Source organism: Salinadaptatus halalkaliphilus (assembly GCF_006543045.1).
Taxonomy (GTDB): domain Archaea; phylum Halobacteriota; class Halobacteria; order Halobacteriales; family Natrialbaceae; genus Salinadaptatus; species Salinadaptatus halalkaliphilus.
In genome coordinates, this window is record NZ_RBZW01000003.1 from 277702 (window position 1) to 295037 (window position 17336).

Annotated in this window: 17 protein-coding genes; 8 read left to right on the top strand and 9 right to left on the bottom strand. The window is 67.1% G+C overall.

Going from position 1 to position 17336, the window contains the following annotated elements:
- Nucleotides 1-128 precede the first annotated feature (128 nt).
- Genes D8Y22_RS01455 through D8Y22_RS01475 form a run of 5 tightly spaced genes read left to right on the top strand, consistent with a single transcriptional unit; the run spans nt 129 to nt 6370 of the window.
- Nucleotides 129-1220 carry a M48 family metalloprotease gene (locus tag D8Y22_RS01455; protein WP_141462778.1) on the top strand — a complete coding sequence of 364 codons (1092 nt, stop codon included), beginning with the start codon at nt 129-131 and terminating at the stop codon, nt 1218-1220.
- Nucleotides 1217-2869 (top strand): DUF4129 domain-containing protein, encoded by a 1653-nt coding sequence (locus D8Y22_RS01460; RefSeq protein WP_141462780.1) that lies wholly within the window; start codon nt 1217-1219, stop codon nt 2867-2869. The genes D8Y22_RS01455 and D8Y22_RS01460 overlap by 4 nt, the downstream gene beginning before the upstream one ends.
- Nucleotides 2866-3576, top strand: a complete 711-nt coding sequence (locus tag D8Y22_RS01465) for a DUF7269 family protein (protein ID WP_174811719.1) — start codon at nt 2866-2868, stop codon at nt 3574-3576. Before D8Y22_RS01460 ends, D8Y22_RS01465 begins: the two co-directional genes overlap by 4 nt.
- Entirely contained in the window at nt 3573-4955 is a 1383-nt protein-coding gene (locus tag D8Y22_RS01470; RefSeq protein WP_141462781.1) for a DUF58 domain-containing protein, read from the top strand. Before D8Y22_RS01465 ends, D8Y22_RS01470 begins: the two co-directional genes overlap by 4 nt.
- Nucleotides 4952-6370 (top strand): hypothetical protein, encoded by a 1419-nt coding sequence (locus tag D8Y22_RS01475; RefSeq protein ID WP_141462783.1) that lies wholly within the window; start codon nt 4952-4954, stop codon nt 6368-6370. Before D8Y22_RS01470 ends, D8Y22_RS01475 begins: the two co-directional genes overlap by 4 nt.
- 31 nt (nt 6371-6401) lie before the next feature.
- Here D8Y22_RS01475 and D8Y22_RS01480 read toward each other — a convergent pair whose 3' ends face one another.
- On the bottom strand, nt 6402-7367 hold the full coding sequence (locus tag D8Y22_RS01480) for an AAA family ATPase (protein ID WP_141462785.1): 966 nt from the start codon (nt 7365-7367) through the stop codon (nt 6402-6404).
- Between the two features lie 477 nt (nt 7368-7844).
- Here D8Y22_RS01480 and hemE point away from each other — a divergent pair, with 477 nt between their 5' ends.
- Nucleotides 7845-8849: a uroporphyrinogen decarboxylase gene (gene hemE, locus D8Y22_RS01485; RefSeq protein ID WP_141462788.1), complete on the top strand. Its 1005-nt coding sequence runs from the start codon at nt 7845-7847 to the stop codon at nt 8847-8849.
- Nucleotides 8850-8899: 50 nt separating this feature from the next.
- On the opposite strand, the gene D8Y22_RS01490 is transcribed toward hemE, so the two are convergent.
- The 7 genes from D8Y22_RS01490 to D8Y22_RS01520 form a co-directional block, all read right to left on the bottom strand.
- Nucleotides 8900-9382 carry a hypothetical protein gene (locus tag D8Y22_RS01490; RefSeq protein WP_141462790.1) on the bottom strand — a complete coding sequence of 161 codons (483 nt, stop codon included), beginning with the start codon at nt 9380-9382 and terminating at the stop codon, nt 8900-8902.
- Nucleotides 9383-9907 carry a DUF7342 family protein gene (locus D8Y22_RS01495; RefSeq protein WP_141462791.1) on the bottom strand — a complete coding sequence of 175 codons (525 nt, stop codon included), beginning with the start codon at nt 9905-9907 and terminating at the stop codon, nt 9383-9385.
- Nucleotides 9908-10028: 121 nt separating this feature from the next.
- Entirely contained in the window at nt 10029-11090 is a 1062-nt protein-coding gene (gene hemH, locus D8Y22_RS01500; RefSeq protein WP_141462793.1) for a ferrochelatase, read from the bottom strand.
- Between the two features lie 136 nt (nt 11091-11226).
- A complete protein-coding gene (hemG, locus tag D8Y22_RS01505) occupies nt 11227-12498 on the bottom strand; it encodes a protoporphyrinogen oxidase (RefSeq protein ID WP_141462794.1) in 1272 nt (423 codons plus the stop codon).
- 62 nt (nt 12499-12560) lie between these two features.
- Nucleotides 12561-12977: a universal stress protein gene (locus tag D8Y22_RS01510; RefSeq protein ID WP_141462795.1), complete on the bottom strand. Its 417-nt coding sequence runs from the start codon at nt 12975-12977 to the stop codon at nt 12561-12563.
- Between the two features lie 182 nt (nt 12978-13159).
- The gene (locus D8Y22_RS01515; RefSeq protein WP_141462797.1) at nt 13160-13933 is read right to left on the bottom strand and encodes an ABC transporter permease; all 774 of its coding nucleotides are present in this window, start codon (nt 13931-13933) and stop codon (nt 13160-13162) included.
- On the bottom strand, nt 13930-14940 hold the full coding sequence (locus D8Y22_RS01520) for an ABC transporter ATP-binding protein (RefSeq protein WP_141462798.1): 1011 nt from the start codon (nt 14938-14940) through the stop codon (nt 13930-13932). The genes D8Y22_RS01515 and D8Y22_RS01520 overlap by 4 nt, the downstream gene beginning before the upstream one ends.
- 127 nt (nt 14941-15067) lie before the next feature.
- On the opposite strand from D8Y22_RS01520, the gene D8Y22_RS01525 reads away from it, so the two are divergent.
- Both D8Y22_RS01525 and D8Y22_RS01530 read left to right on the top strand, forming a co-directional pair.
- A complete protein-coding gene (locus D8Y22_RS01525; protein ID WP_141462801.1) occupies nt 15068-16024 on the top strand; it encodes a TIGR03557 family F420-dependent LLM class oxidoreductase in 957 nt (318 codons plus the stop codon).
- Nucleotides 16025-16075: 51 nt separating this feature from the next.
- Complete coding sequence (locus D8Y22_RS01530) at nt 16076-16276, top strand: antitoxin VapB family protein (RefSeq protein ID WP_141462802.1); 201 nt, start codon at nt 16076-16078, stop codon at nt 16274-16276.
- Here the strand turns inward: D8Y22_RS01530 and D8Y22_RS01535 are convergent.
- Nucleotides 16198-17322, bottom strand: coding sequence for a radical SAM protein (locus D8Y22_RS01535; RefSeq protein ID WP_141462803.1), 1125 nt, complete (start codon nt 17320-17322; stop codon nt 16198-16200). The genes D8Y22_RS01530 and D8Y22_RS01535 overlap by 79 nt on opposite strands.
- Between the last annotated feature and the right edge of the window lie 14 nt (nt 17323-17336).

Below are 17336 nucleotides of genomic sequence, written 5' to 3' on the forward strand. Positions count from 1 at the left end.
CGTGGGGTTCCGGAGCCGGTGGTGTGGTATCGCACGTCGCCTACCATCGGTCGAGAAACGGGTCGCTACGAGCGACGGTCACGGAAAATTTTTGGTTGTCGACTAGTGATGTCTGGGCGACGCCCTCCATGAGCCTCCACCTCCGAATCGGAGCCGTCCTCGGCGTTTTCGTCGCCGTCAACGCCCTCTTCGTGATCGCGTTGCTGTGGGCCTACGGGACGTTGGTGCCGGGTCTGGTCGCCGGCGTAATCGTCCTCGCGCGCCACGGGACGCTACCCTACGACTTCCTCCAACTGCCAGTCTCCTGGCCGACGGTCGCGGTCGTCGTCGCCGGCTTTCTCGTCGCCCAGGCGTACTACGGCTATCGGCGCGTGCTGGCGGCGACCCACGGCGGCGACGGCGAGGCCGAACACGCCGTCGCTCGAATCGTTCGCCGGCTGTCGATGACCGCCAACGTCCCCGAACCCGACGTCCGTGTGGTCGAGGACGACGTGGCCACCTGTTACACGGTCGGCCGACTCACCGACGCCACCATCGTCGTCACGACTGGCCTCGTCGAGTCGCTCGACGCCGACGAACTCGAGGCCGTTCTCGCTCACGAACTCGCCCACGTGAAAAACCGGGACGTGACGCTGATGACGGTCACGACGCTGTTTCTCGAGATCGCGGATCGGGCCTATCACGCCGCGAGACTCGCTCGGCGCGCGCTGTTTGACCCCGGCGAACTGTCGACGGAAGGGACGGTCGCCGTCCAGTGGTTCCTGCCGCTGGTCGCGTTGACCTACGTCTTCGTCGCACCGATCCTGTGGGTGTTCCCGACGATCGCCGACTGGTCGACCCGAACGCTCTCCCACGCCCGGGAGTTCGCCGCCGACGCTGGCGCCGCCGAGATGACGGGCAACCCACTCGCGCTCGCGACGGCGCTGCTTGCAGTCGCCGAGGAGCCGACGCCGGCGACGGATCTGCGGACGGCCAAGATTCGAGCGCTCTGTGTCGCCCCGATAGAGCCGGTTTCCGGGACAGCGGCGACCTCGGTGCCGACGCCCGCGGCCCCGAGCGAGGCCGTCAGGCGGCGCGAACGCGTGACAGCCTGGCTCGAGGGCGAGACGCCGACGACGGCCGAGCAATCGGCGACGACGAATACGGCGACGCATCCGCCACTCGAGCGTCGAATCGCACGGCTCCAGGAGATCGCGACCGATATGGAGGGGGGACGGTGACCGCCACGCGGCGGCTCCTGTTCGTCCTCGCGTGTGTCGTCTGTTTGATCGCCGTCGCCAGCGCGCTTCCCGCAGCGGATCCGCGTCTCGACACACCGGGCGGCGGCGAACCGACGGCGGGTGAGTGGGACTCGATCGACGCGACGCCCGAGTTCGAGACGGAACCGGTCGACGACCGCGCTGTGGACGACCCAGACGACGGTGACGACGAACCCCACCACACGATCGAGATCAACGGCGACCTCGAGGCGGGCAACGAGGTGACGGTCGATATCGACTCGGCGACGCCGTTCAACGAGCGCGAGATCGACGTCGACGGCGAGCGTGTCGGCCAAACTGACTGGGGGCGACTCGACGTCACCGTGCCCTACACCGAGGAGATGACCGTCGACATCGCGGGCGAGAACACTTCACGGACGGTCGACGTCGAGACGAACGCGACGATCACCCACCACGACGGCGCGGCACCGACCCAGCCCTACGAGATCTCGGCCGCCGTCGGAGAGACGCCGGTCGAGAACGCGACGGTCCGTCTCGACGGTGAGGCCGTCAACACGACCGACGAAGACGGCCACGGAACCGTGGTGCTCCCCGACTCCGCGGGTCCGGCCGAGCTCGAGGTCGAACGCGGCCCAGTCGAGGGAGCAGATACCGTCGACGTCGCTCAGCCCGAAGTCGCGTTCACCTCGCCCGCACTCTTCCCCGGCTTCCCCGCGCCAGTGCAGGTGTCGGCCGACGGGGCGCCGATCGAGGGCGCGACCGTCGAGCTCGAGGACGGCTCGAGCGCCACGACCGGTAGCGACGGCCGGGCCTCGGTCTGGCTGCCACTCGAGAACGAGGCGACTGCCACCGGGACGGTCGGCGAGGAGACGACGACCGCGACCGCCGGTAACCTCTACCAGCGGCTGGCGATTCTCGCCGTTCTCGTACCGGGGTTCGTCATCGGGGGCCTGATCACGTACCTCCGGCTGGTCGCCGCCCGCGAAAAGCGTCGCGGGGGCGCCCTCGACGAGCTGTTCGTCGGACTGGCGGACGCGCTCGGCGGCCTGGCGCGAGCGGTCGGTCTCTTGCCGAGGGCACTCGCTGGCCTGCTCGAGAGCCTCTCTGCGGTCCGGTTCCCGTCACTGCCACGGCTCTCGGTCCCGCAGTCGGGGCCGGGGCTCGGACTGTCGTCGATCGGCAGTTCGGTATTCGCACTCAACAGGACGCTCACGAGCCTGCCCTCGATCGGATCGATCCGCGGCTCGTCCGGTCGTACTCGCGGCTCGCTCCTCGAGAACTCGCCGCTGGACACCGTGTTCGGCGACGACGACGACCGGGACGACGAGGAACCGTCGGCCGGCGTCGGCGGTCCGGCGCTGGCGGCGGAACCCCTCGAGCCGCGACGGCCGCGGGCCGAAATTCGTGCCGCCTGGCACGCGTTCCTCGACCGCCTCGAGGTCGACGACCGCGAGACGGCGACGCCGGGGACCGTCGCCCGTCGTGCGCTCGCGGCTGGATTTCCGGCCGACAGCGTGCGAACGTTGCTCGCGCTCTTTCGGGACGTCGAGTACGGCGGCCGGGAGCCCTCACCCGAGCGAGTCAGGACGGCACGCGAGACCGCGGCGGAACTCCAGAATCACGATTCGGACGAGGAGGGATCACAATGAGTCGGCCGACGGGTTCGAGTCCTCGCGGCGACCGCGCCCAGACCAACCCGAATCGGATCGGGACGGTGCTCGTGCTCGGTGGCGTCGTCCTCGCGGTCGCAACCATCGTCATCGGCGGGTTTCTTCCGACCGCCGACGCGCTCGTCGCCACCCTCTATCCGCTCGCGCTGTTGCTCCCGGTGATCGGCGCGATACTCGTTCTGAGCGCGGGGTGGCTCTTGCTCGCCACGCACGGCCGAGCCGAGACATCGCCGCTGGTCGAGGGAACACCGCCCGAAGATGCCGTCACCGTGACCGATCACCGCGTCGGCCGCGAGATCGACTGGGACCTCGACAACGCCGGCTCCCAACGATATCGGTGTCAGACGAACGAGGCCGCCGCCGACATCCGTCGGCGACTCGTCGACGGCACGGTTCGGATCCTCACCACCACTTACGGCCTCGAGCGCGAGGCGGCTGCCGAGGCCGCCCGAACCGGCACCTGGACCGACGATCCGGTCGCAGCCGCGTTTCTCGCGACGGGCGAGCGCCAGCCACCCGCGGAGCGGTGGCGCGGCGCCGTCGACCCCGGCCGGGCTTACGAGCGTCGCGTTCGGCGCACGCTCGCGGCGGTCGAAGCGCTCGAGACCGGCGAACGGAACGGACCGCTCGAGTCCGACAGTCTGTCTGTATCGGTCGAATCGAGGAAGACGGAGGTGAGCCGATGACCGATCGAACGGTCGAGCGACTCGAGGATACCGCCTGGGCGATCACCGCATCGCTGGCGCTTGCCGGCGCTGGTATCGTTCTCGGGAGCCAGTTGCTCGTCGCGGCGGCGACGATGCCACTGTGGTACGTCGCGGCGTCCGTCTTCGGGGGCCGGCAGTCGGCGATGATCCGCGTCCACCGCGAGGTCGTCGTCGACGAGGACCGCGCCGTAACCGACGGCGGTGCCGTCGCCGCGGGGAACGACACCGAACCACCCGACACGACCGACATCACCGCGGACGAATCCGGGATCGTCACCGCCGATCCGGGCGACGCCCTCACCGTTCGGACGACGATCCAGAACGACGGGGCCGAGACGGTCGTGGATCTTCGCGCGATCGACGGCGTTCCCGACGGGTTGGCGGTCGAAGACGGCTCGCCCCGAACCTGTGTCACCCTTGAGCCCCTCGATCGGACGACGATCGAGTACACGCTCGTGTGTCGACGCGGTAAGTTCGCGTTCGACGACGTGACGGTTCGAGCGCGGGATCTCACGGGGACCGTCGCCGAGACGTGGACGACCGGGGTGACTGGCGAGGATGTGATTCGCTGCTCGCCGGTCGTCGAGGACGTTTCCGTGGGCGAGGGAACAAACGACTACGCCGGCGACGTGCCGACCGACGAGGGCGGTACCGGCGTCGAATTCTATTCCGTGCGCGACTACGAACCGGGTGATCCCGTCGGTTCGATCGACTGGCGACGGTACGCCGCCAGTCGCGAGCTGGCGACCGTCGAGTTCCGCGCCGAGCGCTCGACCCGGATCGTCTGTCTGGTCGACGCCCGCCCCAGTCAGTTTACGGGGGCGACGGCGACTGCGCCGCCGGCGATCGAGCTGTCGGCGACGGCTGCCAGGCGGACGCTCGAGGCGCTGATCGCGGCTGGCCATCCGACGGGCGTAACGGCGATTCACGACGGCCACGTCGATGCCGTCTCGCCGGGAACCGATCCCGTAACGCGCCAGGAAGCGGCGTCGCTGCTCACCGATATCGCGAGTTCCGTTAGCACACCTCGCTCGAGAGGCGATCTGCGATCGGACGAGCCGATCGAAGACGTTCCGCAACGACTCCCCGGCGAGGCGCAGATCTACCTGTTTTCCTCGTTCGTCGACGACGAGCCCCTCGAGCTGACGAAACGGTTACGGAGCCGCGGCTACACCGTCCGCGTCGTCTCGCCCGACGTTACCGATTCCGACGATGTCCCCACTCGGCTTCGAGCCATGGAGCGACGAACGCGTCTCGCACGGGCTCGAGCGACCGGGGCCCGCGTCGTCGACTGGGAGCGCGAGCGATCGCTCGGGTTGTTGCTGCGAGACGCACTCGGGGAGGGACGATACCGATGAGCGCCGTCGAAACGCGGCTGCCGTCGACGACGGCGTGGGCGGTCGCGCTCGCCGCCGCATTCGGTACGATCGCGCTGGCGATCTCTCGGCCGGTGACCGTCCTGGGGGCGTTCTGTGGGCTCGCTATCGCCGTCACGGCGCACGGGTTCAGCGGATCGCACCGACGAGTCGCCCTCACGGCAGCAGTCCTCCCCGTTGTCGTCCTCGTTGCAGTGGGTTCTATCGGCGCGCTGGCCGATCTCGCGGGTGTCGCGCTCGCGATCGTCGGCGTCGTCGTCGGCACTACAACCGGTTTCGTCCTCGGTGGCCATCCGTCCTCGTGGCTCCTCGAGCGAGCGGGGTCGGCGTCCCTGGGCGCGTCCCTCGTCGCCAGCGGCGTCGCGCTGGTCGCACTCGGGATCGACGCGTTCGACGGTCTCGGATCGGCAGCGTCGATGGTACTGTGGCTACCTGGTTCGGAATTGTTCGGCCTCGTCCTGACGCTCGTCGTCGCCGGCAGTGCCGTCGTCGCGGGCGTCGTTGCCGTTCCGCCGGCGATGCTCACCGCACCGAAGCGACGGTTGGCGTACGTCAGGAGCCGAAACGCACTCGCGTGGTGGCTCGCCATCGGGACGGCCGCCGCGCTCGTAGTGCTTGCGATGCTTGCGGTGCTCACCCGACTCGTCCCGCCGCTTGCGTTCCTCGAGAGCTGGCTTACCGGTAGTGCGCTCGTGCGCGCCACCCTCGTCGCGCTGACGGTCGGTGGCGTCGTCGTCACCCTCGCCAGTGCGATCGTCCACGTCTCGTGGTCACAGACCGAGGGGCGTGAGAACGCCGTCGTTCCGGTCCTCGCCGGAGCAGGCTGTGGCGTGGCTTGCTCGGCGATACTCGTCGGTAGCGGTGCCCTCACGAGTGAATTCGTTGCCGGCGGTGCCAGCCTCTCGGCCGGCCTCGTCGGCGCGCTGTTCGGCGCGACTGCCGTCGTCCTCGGCATCGGCGGCTTTCTCGTCTGGATCTACGCCGAAGAACGTCGATCGACACAGCCACTCGAGACGACCGTTCTCGCCCCCATCGCACTCGCGGCCGGGAGCGTCGTCGTCGCCGCGACGGTCGACATCGGCGATGGCGGCCTCGAGGCCGCTCGGGGCGGGTTGGGTCCGTTCGTTGCCCTGGCAGCGGCGCTGTTTGCGTTCGATGTCGGTCGGTACGGTCGCGCTCTCGGTCGGGAGGTCGGTCGCGGCGGCGTTTCCCGGCGTCCCCAACTGGTTCGAATCGGCTGGAGTGGCGTCGTCGCAGCGCTTGCCGTCCCGATCGCGATTTTCGGTGTGGTCCTCGCGACGGTCGTGGCGCCGACGCTGTCGGTCCCCTCGACCGCGGGCGTCGTCCTCGGACTCTGTGCGGTCGTCGTCGCGGCCTGGCTGCTCACTCAGGAGTGACGACTCGTCCTCGAGCCGGCCGGACTAACGCCTACGGCGCGGACGCGGGATCCATCGCCGGGACCTCGACCGACTCGAGGACATCGTCGATCACGGCTCGCCGAGAGATGCCCTCGACGCTGGCTTCGGGGGTCAACACGAGTCGGTGTGCGAGCGAAGGGGCGGCGATCCGCTGGATGTCGTCGGGAACGACGTACTCCCGCCCGTCGAGGGTGGCTCGAGCGCGGCTCACTTCGAACAGCCGCTGGACGCCCCGAGGCGAGACGCCGACGTCGACGCGGCCGTCGGTTCGCGTCGCCCGACAGAGATCGGCGATGTAGTCTCTGATCGGCTCCTCGACGGTGGTTTTCTCGGGCACGGCCTGTAGCTCGAGGACCCGCTCGCGGTCGACGACGGGGCCGACGGTCGGATCCGGCCGGTCGCGGTCGGCCCGTCGGTCGATCAGTTCTCGGGTACCGTCGCCGTCGGGATAGCCGAGCGATGTCTTGATCATGAATCGGTCTCGCTGGGCCTCGGGGAGTTCGAAGGTTCCTTCCTGTTCGACGGGATTCTGCGTCGCGATGACCAGGAAAGGATCGGGTAGCTCGTGGGTCTCGCCGTCGACGGTGACCTGATCCTCCGCCATCGCCTCGAGCAGGGCCGATTGGGTTTTCGGCGGCGCGCGATTGATCTCGTCGGCCAGCACGACGTTGCCGAAGACGGGCCCGGGCGTGAAGTGAAACTCGCCGTGTTCCTCCTCGAAGACGTACGATCCCGTCACGTCGGAGGGCATCAGGTCGGGCGTAAATTGGATGCGAGAAAACTCGAGCCCGAGTGCGGTCGCGAGCGAGCGGGCGGTCAGGGTCTTGCCGGTGCCGGGAACGTCCTCGAGTAAGACGTGACCGCGAGCGAGGAGGGCGGCAGTGATCTCCTCGAGGACGGTTTCGTCGGCGACGACGGCAGAGCGGACTTCCTCGACGACGGCCTCGGCCGTCGCCGCAGCGTCGGGGACTGACATACGGGGACACCGTACTCGTGCTGACTTATAACTCATGCAACTGGCTCTGGCGGCCGGTTCCGTGCGATCAGCGCTGCAGTGACGTGTAGTGGCTACGAGAGCCAACCGCGAAGTGGGGACCGCAGTCGAGTGGTCACTCGCGTCCGAGCCGCCGCTTGAGCGTCTGGAGTAAGCCGACCGACTCCTCCTTGCGGTCGGGATCGGGGATGGCTTTCTGTCTCTTCATAGGTGTATGTTCCCGTCCCACATGCATAAATCGTCATGATGAATATGCCACTTTCAACAGCCCCGCGGCTCACGGCCGAAACCCGATAGCGATGTCGAGACGGGGGACCGCTCGTCGCCGCCGGCACCCATCATACGACGGGGAAGCCATCCACACGAGACCCTCGAGCGGCGACGATTACGGGAGCGTTGGCCGTCGACGATGCCGACAGTTTCACAACTATTAGGCACCTGCCACGCGAACGAATCGCTATGAAGGAACTCTTTCGGAAAGCGGCCCGGGGCGACCGGACCGAACGCCCGCCGGTGTGGATGATGCGCCAGGCCGGGCGCTACCTGCCGGAGTATCGCGAACTCCGGGAGGACTACACGTTTCTCGAGGCCATCTCGACGCCCGAGATCGCGGCCGAAATCTCGCTACAGCCCTTCGAGCGGTTCCAACCCGACGGCGTCGTCATGTACTCCGATATTCTCACCGTGCTCGAGCCGCTGGATTTTGCCTACCACCTCGAGTCCGGCGTCGGCCCGGTCGTCGAGAACCCCGTCGACTCGCCGGACGACACCTACCGCGAGCGCGGCGACGTCCGCGAGGAACTATGGTACGTGGGCGAGCTGCTCGAGCGCCTCTCGGCCGAACTCGGCTCGGACGCGGCCGTGCTTGGTTTCGCCGGCGGCCCGTTTACCCTGTCGGCCTACGCCTGTGAAGGGACGCCCTCGCGCTCGTTTATGGCGGTTCGTCGGCTTCGGGCCGAATACCCCGAGGCCTTCGAACGGCTCCTGCAGGCCTTCACCGACGTACTCCTCGAGTACGTCACCTATCAGGTCGAGGCCGGCGCCGACGCGATTCAGCTGTTCGATACCTACGCCGGCCTCCTCTCGCCGGCGGATTACCGCGAGTTCCTGCTGCCGTTGCACCAGGAGATCCTCGCGGCGATCGATGTCCCCACGATCATCTTCGCGCGCAATATGAGCGGCAACCTCGAGTTGCTCGCCGACAGCGGGGCCGACGTCGTCGCACTGGACTGGACGGTCGACGTAGAGACGGCCCGGACGGAACTGGGCGACGTGGCGATTCAGGGCAACCTCGACCCGGCGCTGCTGTACGGCAATCCCGAGACGGTCCGAGAGCGCACGCTCGAGGTCGTCGAGGCCGCGGGCGAGGCCGGCCACATCCTGAACCTCGGCCACGGCGTCGATCGCAACACGCCCGTCGAGAACGTCGCGGCGTTCTTCGAGGCGGCGAAAACGGACGCTTGATGCAGTCGCAATTCGCCCGTTCGACGGCGTATCACAACTAACTGGATCGCTTACGGCGGGTTTTCTACCGCGTTGATCGCCTCGAGTTCGCCGTCGTCGTATGCCAGTCGCCAGCAGGCGTGGACCGCTCGAGCGACGAGAACGACTTCGGAGACGGCGATGCACGACGGCGCGACGTCGTCGGGGGTGTTCGATGCCCTCGGTGGTGGATGGAAATGGTGGTCCGTCGCCGGGCGGGGGAAGTCGTGTGGATGCACATCCCAGCGACAGTTTCGATCCTGAGAATCGGTATAGTGGACATTGTAGTCGTCGACGGTGGTCCAGCTGACGTCCAGTCGTGCGGAACTCGCCGAACCGATACCATCGGCCAGCTGCAGCGTCAACTCGGTCGGATCCACCGGGTCGTCCAGTTCGCCCGTCGCCATCGGCTCCAACCGCTCGAACGTCGCTCGAAAATCGTAGAGCGACGGGCCGTCAATCGGTCCACGGAGCGAGTGAGACGGCTCGCCCGTGTCGTCTTCCGGCGCTTCCATCTACGGCACCTGTGATGCGTGCAGGTCTTGCTCGGCGTTGCTCACCGCCAGCGCGACCCTGGCGAAGTGCAGGTTACGCCGTGTCGTTTGCCACGCTTGCAACGTTTCACCGTCGATTGCGGTCTCAGAGAGGACAGCGTCTTCCGGCGACTCGGCGTCGTACTCGTCGCGGTACGTTCGAACCGTCTGTTGCATCTCGGCGACCCGTGTAGCCAGTGTGGCAGCATCGACCTCTGACCGGATACGATTTGCCTGTTCGAGGACAAGCGATTCGTTGGAGCGTTTGTAACACGCTCCCCTCGAGTCGGGGGAGGCGGTTTCGACGACGAATCCGTCCGCTGCGAGGTGACGAAGGTGCTTTCGTGTCGTGTTCTCACTGGTTCGGGACCGCTCGGCGAGTTCACTGACGGACTGGGGTTCGTACGTCCGCTTTACGGTTTCTCGGACGCGTTCGAACGGCGTAGTCTCCTCGATCCACTCGGCCACCACTCGCTCGTCGACGTCCGTGGATTCGTCCTCGGCCATCGTCTGGAGTAACGGTGGCGAAATATATTACGCTTCGGGTGCCTATTTTGATCTCTCCGCGAGAGTCGTCTCGGTCGGACACCGACACGATACTGACCCATCGTAAGACCCGTCGTCCATGCTACTGCGGCGCCAGTCCGGCGTTGAAACAGTACGTCCCCGGCTCATCGCGACACTGACACTGCCGAAGCTGGTAGTACGATGGCTCGAAGCCCGAGAGAAACGGCTCGAGGACATCTGCAAGCAGCGTCGGGAACCGGTCGTCGTCGTGGGGGACGGGGACCCGATAGAGCTCGAGGCCGACATCTGTGGCGTCTTCCCGGAGGTCGACGTCGAGTTCGACGAGCGTTTCCGACTGTTCGTGCATGAAGCTCATCGGCTCGACGACGACGCGGTCGGCCTCGCCCGCCAGTCCCTCGACGACATCTTCGGTGTCGGGTTCGGTCCAGTCGATACCGCGGTTGGCATGATTCTGGTAGCCGAGTTCGTACTCGTCGATGCCGAGCATGCTAGCGATGGTTTCGGCGTGTTCCTCGACGTACTGGTCGTAGCGACTGCCCTCCTCGAGATACTTTGTGGGCGTGCCATGGGCCGAAAAGACGAACGCGGTGTCGGGATCGGTCAGGTCGAGACCCTCCTCGTCGACGTAGTCTCGGATCCCTTCGGCGCGAAGTCGGTTGTAGGCCGGCACGCGGTGCCAGCCCGTGACCGCGGCGAAGTCGGGATCGTAACCGTCGGCGTCGTCGATGGCGTCCTCGAGGTTGTCGATCGCCGAGACGGTCGTCGAGGGACCACACAGTGGGTAGATCGGAACGGCGACGACCGACTCGATCCCGTCCGCTGCCAGCGTCTCGGCCATGTCTGGGATCAGCGGCTCCATGAACTGCATCGCGTGGTAGACGCTGACATCGTGGCTGCGCTCCTCGAGGCGGGCGGCGAGCGCGTCGGCCTGGGCGCTCGCCTGGGCTTGCAGCGGCGAGCCGCCGATTTCCTCGTACTCCTCGAGCAGACTGGGAAGTCGCCGCTCGGCCAGCTCCCGAGAGCGTTCCCAGGCGGCCTCCTCGGAGTCGGCCTCCTCGAGATCCGCGTTGTCGAAGAAGATGCGGGTGAGGTACTCCTGTACCACGTCGGGCTCGGGCGATGCGGGCTCGCCGAAGTTCAACAGGACGATTCCGGTGTGCATGTGCGGGCGTTAGGAGAGCGCCGGTATATGCACTTCGGACCCGAAGTGCGAGCGGACGCGATACCGACGCTCGAGTGTGAATACGGACGAACCAGTTCGGCTCGCACCGATCGGGTTCGTGGCGACGAGTGCGGTGTCACTTCTCAGCCAGCGTCGCCGCCAGTTGCGTCGCGTTGCGAATGCGCCCGGGGATCCCCGGACGGCCGACGTAGTTCGCACAGAGGTGGATACCGGCGGGGGGCTCGAGGTCGTCCATGGCGGTAAAGGAGCGGTCATAGGCCGGCATTCCAGGCTCCCAGCGGTGGACGTGGATCGGGGTCGCCCGAGCGCCGGTGAGCCGTTCGAACTCGGTCGCTGCGAGCTCGCCCAGGCTCTCGTCGGAGCGCTCGAGCATGTTGGGATCGCTGCCGGGATCGACGTAGCAAGTAAAGAGCCGGTCCCGGTCGAGGAAGCTCGCGTTCCAGGTGCTGCCGCTGATTCGGACATCCGATCCCGAGGGGACGAGCGCGCCGATTCCCTCGCCGTCGAAGTCGGACTCGAGATAGACCATGCCGATCGGGTTGTACGAAAATCGCTCGAGCGTCGCCGAGAGTCCCTCGTCGACTGGCTCGAGCAAGTCTGCGGCGGTTGGGGCGGGCGTGGTCACGACGACCTCGTCGACGCGTTCGGTGCCACTCTCGGTGACCAGTTCGAACTGCTCGTCCCGTTCGTGAACCGACTCGACGGCCGTCTCGAGCGAAATTGCGTCGGCGTGGGCGTCGTAGAGCGCCTCGGCAAGCTGGCCGAGTCCGTCCTCGAACGTACAGATCGGTGGCGTCTCCCGGCCCCCCAGACGTTTGCGAAGGGCCCACCAGAGGACGCTGCCGTCGATCCCCGCGTTCTCGAGGGCCCGCCCCAGCGAGTACTCGACGAGCATATCCGATGGATCGGTGCCGTAGAGGCCGCTGTAGAGGGGACCGCCGAATCGCCGGGCGGCCTGCCGGCCGAACGAACGCGTGAGGTACGCCTCGACGCTTTCACCCGCTCGAGGCGGGTCGGCGAGTGGCTCTTTGAGGATCCGAAGCTTGCCGCGAAGACTGAGCAGATCGGTCGTCACGGCCTCGCGAAGCGATAACGGGACGACCGATAGCGAGCCGTCGTGGTAGACGTACAGCGGCTGGTCGTCCTCACCCGCTCGTAACTGCTCGCGGAGACCGAGATCGTCGACCAGCGATTCGATCGTCGGCGAGAGCCGGAGCCGCTGAGGGCCTAACTCGAGGAGACGGCCGTCGACGCGTCGACTTCGCATGACCCCACCAGGTTCGCTGGCGGCGTCGAAGGCGACGACGTCGGCGTCTCGAGTGGCCAACGCTCGGACGAGCGTGAGCCCGGAAATCCCGGCGCCAACGACGCCGACTCTCGGTGGCATGTCTGCTGGTGGTTTCCGTCGGTCGTAGGTCAATGTAGCGATTCCCGGACCCCGGCACCGACTTACCGGGCGACCGTCACCGGCACCGGTGCTCGCCGGACGACCTGCTCGGCGACGCTGCCCAGCAGGACCCGCGAGGCACCGGACCGGCCGTGACTTCCGATGACGATCCGATCGGCATCGTGTTCGACCGCGTAGTCGACGACCGCTCGAGCGGGGCGACCGACGACCGTGTCCGTCTCGATGTCGACGCCGTCCTCGGCTGCACGCTCGCGGACATCCTCGAGTAATTCCTCTGCTTGTTCTTTTTTCGACTCGAGGAGACTGTCGTAGGCGTAGACGCCGCCTTCCCCGTACATGCCGGCGCTCGGATCGACGACGTGGATCGCCGTGATCGACGCGTCGGGATGCTCCCGAACCGCGTGCTCGAGTGCCGTTCGTGCCGGCTCGGAGTCGTCCACTGGGACCAGAATGTCCATACTCGAGATTGGGTCTCCGGGGGTATAAACGCGCCGTCAGTTCCCGCGCGACGATGCTTCTCGAGCGTGGCCCGAGCACCCGCAAGCGATTGGACCGTCTCATACGGTTTACTGTACGTCAGTTCCGGCGCACCCGCCGCCCGGGTCGCGGGTGCGCCGGTAGATCGGTACAGGAATCCGTCTCAATCCGTTCGCGGAATCGACCGCGCGCCGAGCGCGAAGGCGACGACAGCGAGGACGGCGAGGATGGCGAGGTTCCCAAGCGCCGGATCGATTCCGGCCACGGGCGCCGGAGTGGCGGCCGGATCGGTCGCCGCGCGGACGCCGCGAGCGAAGTACGTGAGCGGTGAGACGTTCACGAGCGGTTCGAACCAGTCGGGCAGTAGCTCGAGGGAGACGAACGTCTCGGAGAGAAAGAGCAGCGGGAGGCCGATGGCGTTACTGGCGGCGATGGCCCCGTCCTGGGAGTCGGTGTAACTGCCCAACATCGCCCCGATCCCACAGAAGCAGACGACACCGACGAGAATATAGGGAACGAGCAACGGCGAGAAGCTGATCTCGGCACCGGTTACGACGATAACGAGTGCAAGAATCAACAGGCTCGCGAGTCCGATGATGACGGCGTTGACGATCGTCTGCGCGAGGAGCCACTCCCCTCGAGTCAGCGGCGTCGTCGAGAGTTTCTCGAAGCGATTCCCCTCACGATGACGGGCAACTTCGCTCCCCATCCGAGAGAGGGGCGTAAAGAGGACGACAACCGCCAGATAGCCGGGGACGTAGTACGCTGGCGGCTCCGCGAAGAGACCGCCGCCGGTGGGGTCGGTCTGGACGAGCGCGCCGAAGATGGCGATCAGGATCACGGGGAAAAAGAAGGTGAAGAAGACGGCCGTCCGCCGACGGACAAACGACCGCCAGCCGGCGCCCGTCTCCGCGCGGACGCGACCGACGCGACTCACGCCGACCCACCCGTTTGTGTGGGCTCCGTCTCTGGCGAACGCTCAACGTCGTCCGCTGGGCCATCGTTCGAGTCCCGAGCCCGGTCGGTCCGCTCGAGCTCGGTCTCGTCCGCGAGTTGGAGGTAGACATCCTCGAGGTCGGGTTCGGCCCACGACAGGCCCGTGTACTCGATTCCGTTCGCCTCGAGCGCGTCGACGACAGTTCCGATCTCGGCAGGATCGATGTCGCGAACGACGAGGGCGGGCTCCGCGGACCGGCCCCGGTCGCGCTCGCGCTCGACGACCAGGGACGAAAGACACGCGAGGGCAGCGGGCTCGGCGTCGGTCTCGATCGTGAGCCGACTCGAGCCGCCGTACTCGGCGATGAGATCCTCGGTCGGTCCGTGGGCGATCAACGAGCCGTCCGCGAGCAGGCCGACGCGGTCGGCCAGGCGTTCGGCTTCGGCCATATCGTGGGTGGTGAGCACGACGGTCGTGCCGGCGGCGGCGAGTGATTCGACGAGTTCCCAGACGGTTCGACGGCCTGCGGGATCGATCCCCGTCGTCGGCTCGTCCAGAAAGAGGACGTCGGGATCGTTGACCAGCGCCGAGCCGACACAGACCCGGCGTTGTTGGCCGCCCGAGAGGTTCTCGTACCAGGTGTCGCCGACGTCTGCGAGCCCGACGTCTGCCAGTACCGTCTCGGGGTCGCGTGCGTTCGCGTAGAGGCCCGCGTAGTAGGCGAGTAGTTCCCGCGCAGTAAGTCGATCCGGCGGCGAAAAGTCCTGTGGGAGGACGCCCAGACGGTCCCGGTCGATCGCCGTCGGAGGTTCGCCCAGCACCTGCGCCGTTCCCGCGTCGGGGTCGGTCGTTCCGGTCAGCGCCCGGACGAGCGTCGTTTTCCCGGCGCCGTTGGGACCGATCAGTCCGAACACCTCACCACGCTCGACGGCCAGCGAGGCTCCCGACAGCGCGGCCGTCTCGCCGTAGGTTTTCTCGAGTCCCGTCGCGTCGACTACGGCTTCCATACGGTCGGCTATCGGTCGACCGGGCGTAAGGCGTTCGGTTTCCGTTCTCACGAGTGCGACCGGAACGGTCGCGAGCTCTTGCCGTCGCAGGGCCAACCGTTACTCACCCGCCGGTGATAACGGGGGTATGTCCCGCATCGGATACGCACTCTCGAGCGAGGAGCACGGCCCGACGGAACTCCTCGAAAACGCCCGGCGTGCGGCGGAGGCCGGCTTCGACTTCTGTTCGATTTCGGATCACTTCCACCCCTGGACGTCGACGCAGGGCGAGTCGCCGTTCGTCTGGTCGACGCTGGGTGCGATCGCGGCGACGACCGACGAGATCGACGTCGGCGTCGGCGTCACCTGTCCGACGATCCGCATCCACCCGGTCAACGTCGCCCACGCCGTCGCCACCGTCGACGAGATGTTCGGGGATCGGTTCACGTTCGGCGTCGGCACCGGCGAAAACCTGAACGAACATGTCGTCGGTGAGCGCTGGCCCGAACACGACGTCCGCCTCGAGATGCTCGAGGAATCGATGGCGCTCATGCGCAAACTCTGGACCGGCGAGACGACGAGCCACCACGGCGAGTACTACACGGTCGAGAACGCGCGCCTGTACACCGTCCCCGACGAGCAGCCGACGACGATCGCGAGCGCGTTCGGCCCCCAGACCGCGGAGTGGGCCGCCGAACACGGCGACGGACTCTGGTGTTCCGGGCCGAACGGCGAGGTCGTCGACGCCTACGAGGACGCCGGCGGCGAGGGGCCGAAACTCACCCAAATGCACGTCTGCTACGCCGACAGCGAGGACGAGGCGGTCGACACCGTCTACGAGTACTGGCCAAACGGCTCGCTGCCCGGCGAACTCGCACAGGTCCTGCCAACGCCCGCCCACTTCGAACAGGCCGCCCAGATGGTCGAGCGCGAGGACGTCGCCGAGGGCGCAACGACGACCGACCCCGATCCGCAAGCCCACATCGACAGTCTCGAGCAGGCCCTCGAGGCCGGCTACGACAACGTCTACGTCCACCAAATCGGCCCCGAGCAGGAGCCGATGCTCGAGTTCTACGCGAACGAAGTGTTGCCGTCGTTTCGGTAACGCCACCGAAATTTCGTTGGGTTGAAACGTTCTGTCGTGGGTGGACTGTGTATGGCAAAGACGATATCACTCACGGACGAGTCGTACGCACGACTACAGGCAGAAAGACGCCACGACGAAACGATCAGTGATGTCGTCTGCCGGCTCACCGGGAGCGCACCCCTCGAGGCGTACTACGGTGCGTTAGACGACGAGTTCGCGGCCGAACTCGAGGCCATCGTCTCGTCGTCCCAGGGCAACGGCCCGTCGTAGCCCGCTGGCACGTGCGGACAGAGCGGATCGCTCTCGAGTGGGTTCCCGGTCGTCGCGTACGCTCTCGAGCGACTGCCGCCACAGACGTGGCGGTACGAACAGGCGCCACACTTGCCCTCGAGTCGGTCCCGATCGCGCAGCGATTGGAACAGCTCCGAGTCGCGATAGATGTCGACGATCGACTCCTCGCCGACGTTGCCGGCGGATTCTGGCAGGAACCCCGAGGGGTAGACCTCGCCGGTGTGGCTGACGAACGCGAAGCCGTCGCCGGCGACGATGCCGGTGCGTCGGCTGACGCCCTCGTTGCGGTCGGTGTTCGAGTGCTGGCGCTGAAGCGAGACCCGTCGATAGTGGGGCGCTTCGGTCGTCTTGACGCCGAACGGTTCGCGCTTGCTGACATCGTCGAGCCAGGCCATCACGGCGTCGGCCTCGGCCGGGTCGATCGGCTCGAGCACGCGTCCCCGGCCGATCGGCACGAGAAAGAAGACGCTCCAGAGGACGGCCCCGATCTCGGCGACCAGATCTCGAATCGCCGGCAGTTCGCCGACGGTCTGGCGACAGACGGTCGTGTTCACCTGGATTGGAAGCCCAGCCGCTTTGGCGTCCTCAACGGCGCGGATCGTCTCCGCGTAGCTGCCCGCCTCGCCGCGGAAGGCGTCGTGGCTGGCGGCCGTGGCCCCGTCGAGGCTGACGGCCATCCGTCTGAGTCCGGCGTCGGCCAGGGCCTCGATCCGGTCGTGGGTCAGCGAGTGCGTGCCACTCGGGGTGATCGTCATGGTGAGCCCGCAGTCGTCACCGTGGGCAACCAGCTCCGTGACATCGTCGCGAACGAGCGGGTCACCGCCCGAGAGAACGACCAACTGTCCGTCGCCGAAGTCGGCGGCGTCCTCAAGTAGCGCCTTTCCCGCCGTCGTCGAGAGCTCGTCGGGATGGCGCTCGAGCGTTGCGTCGGCCCGACAGTGATCGCAGGCCAGCCCGCAGGCCTGGGTAAGCTCCCAGATGAGTACGAGCGGCCGCTGTGTGGTATCGAGCTGCCCGGTGTGCATATATCCGCGTTCCA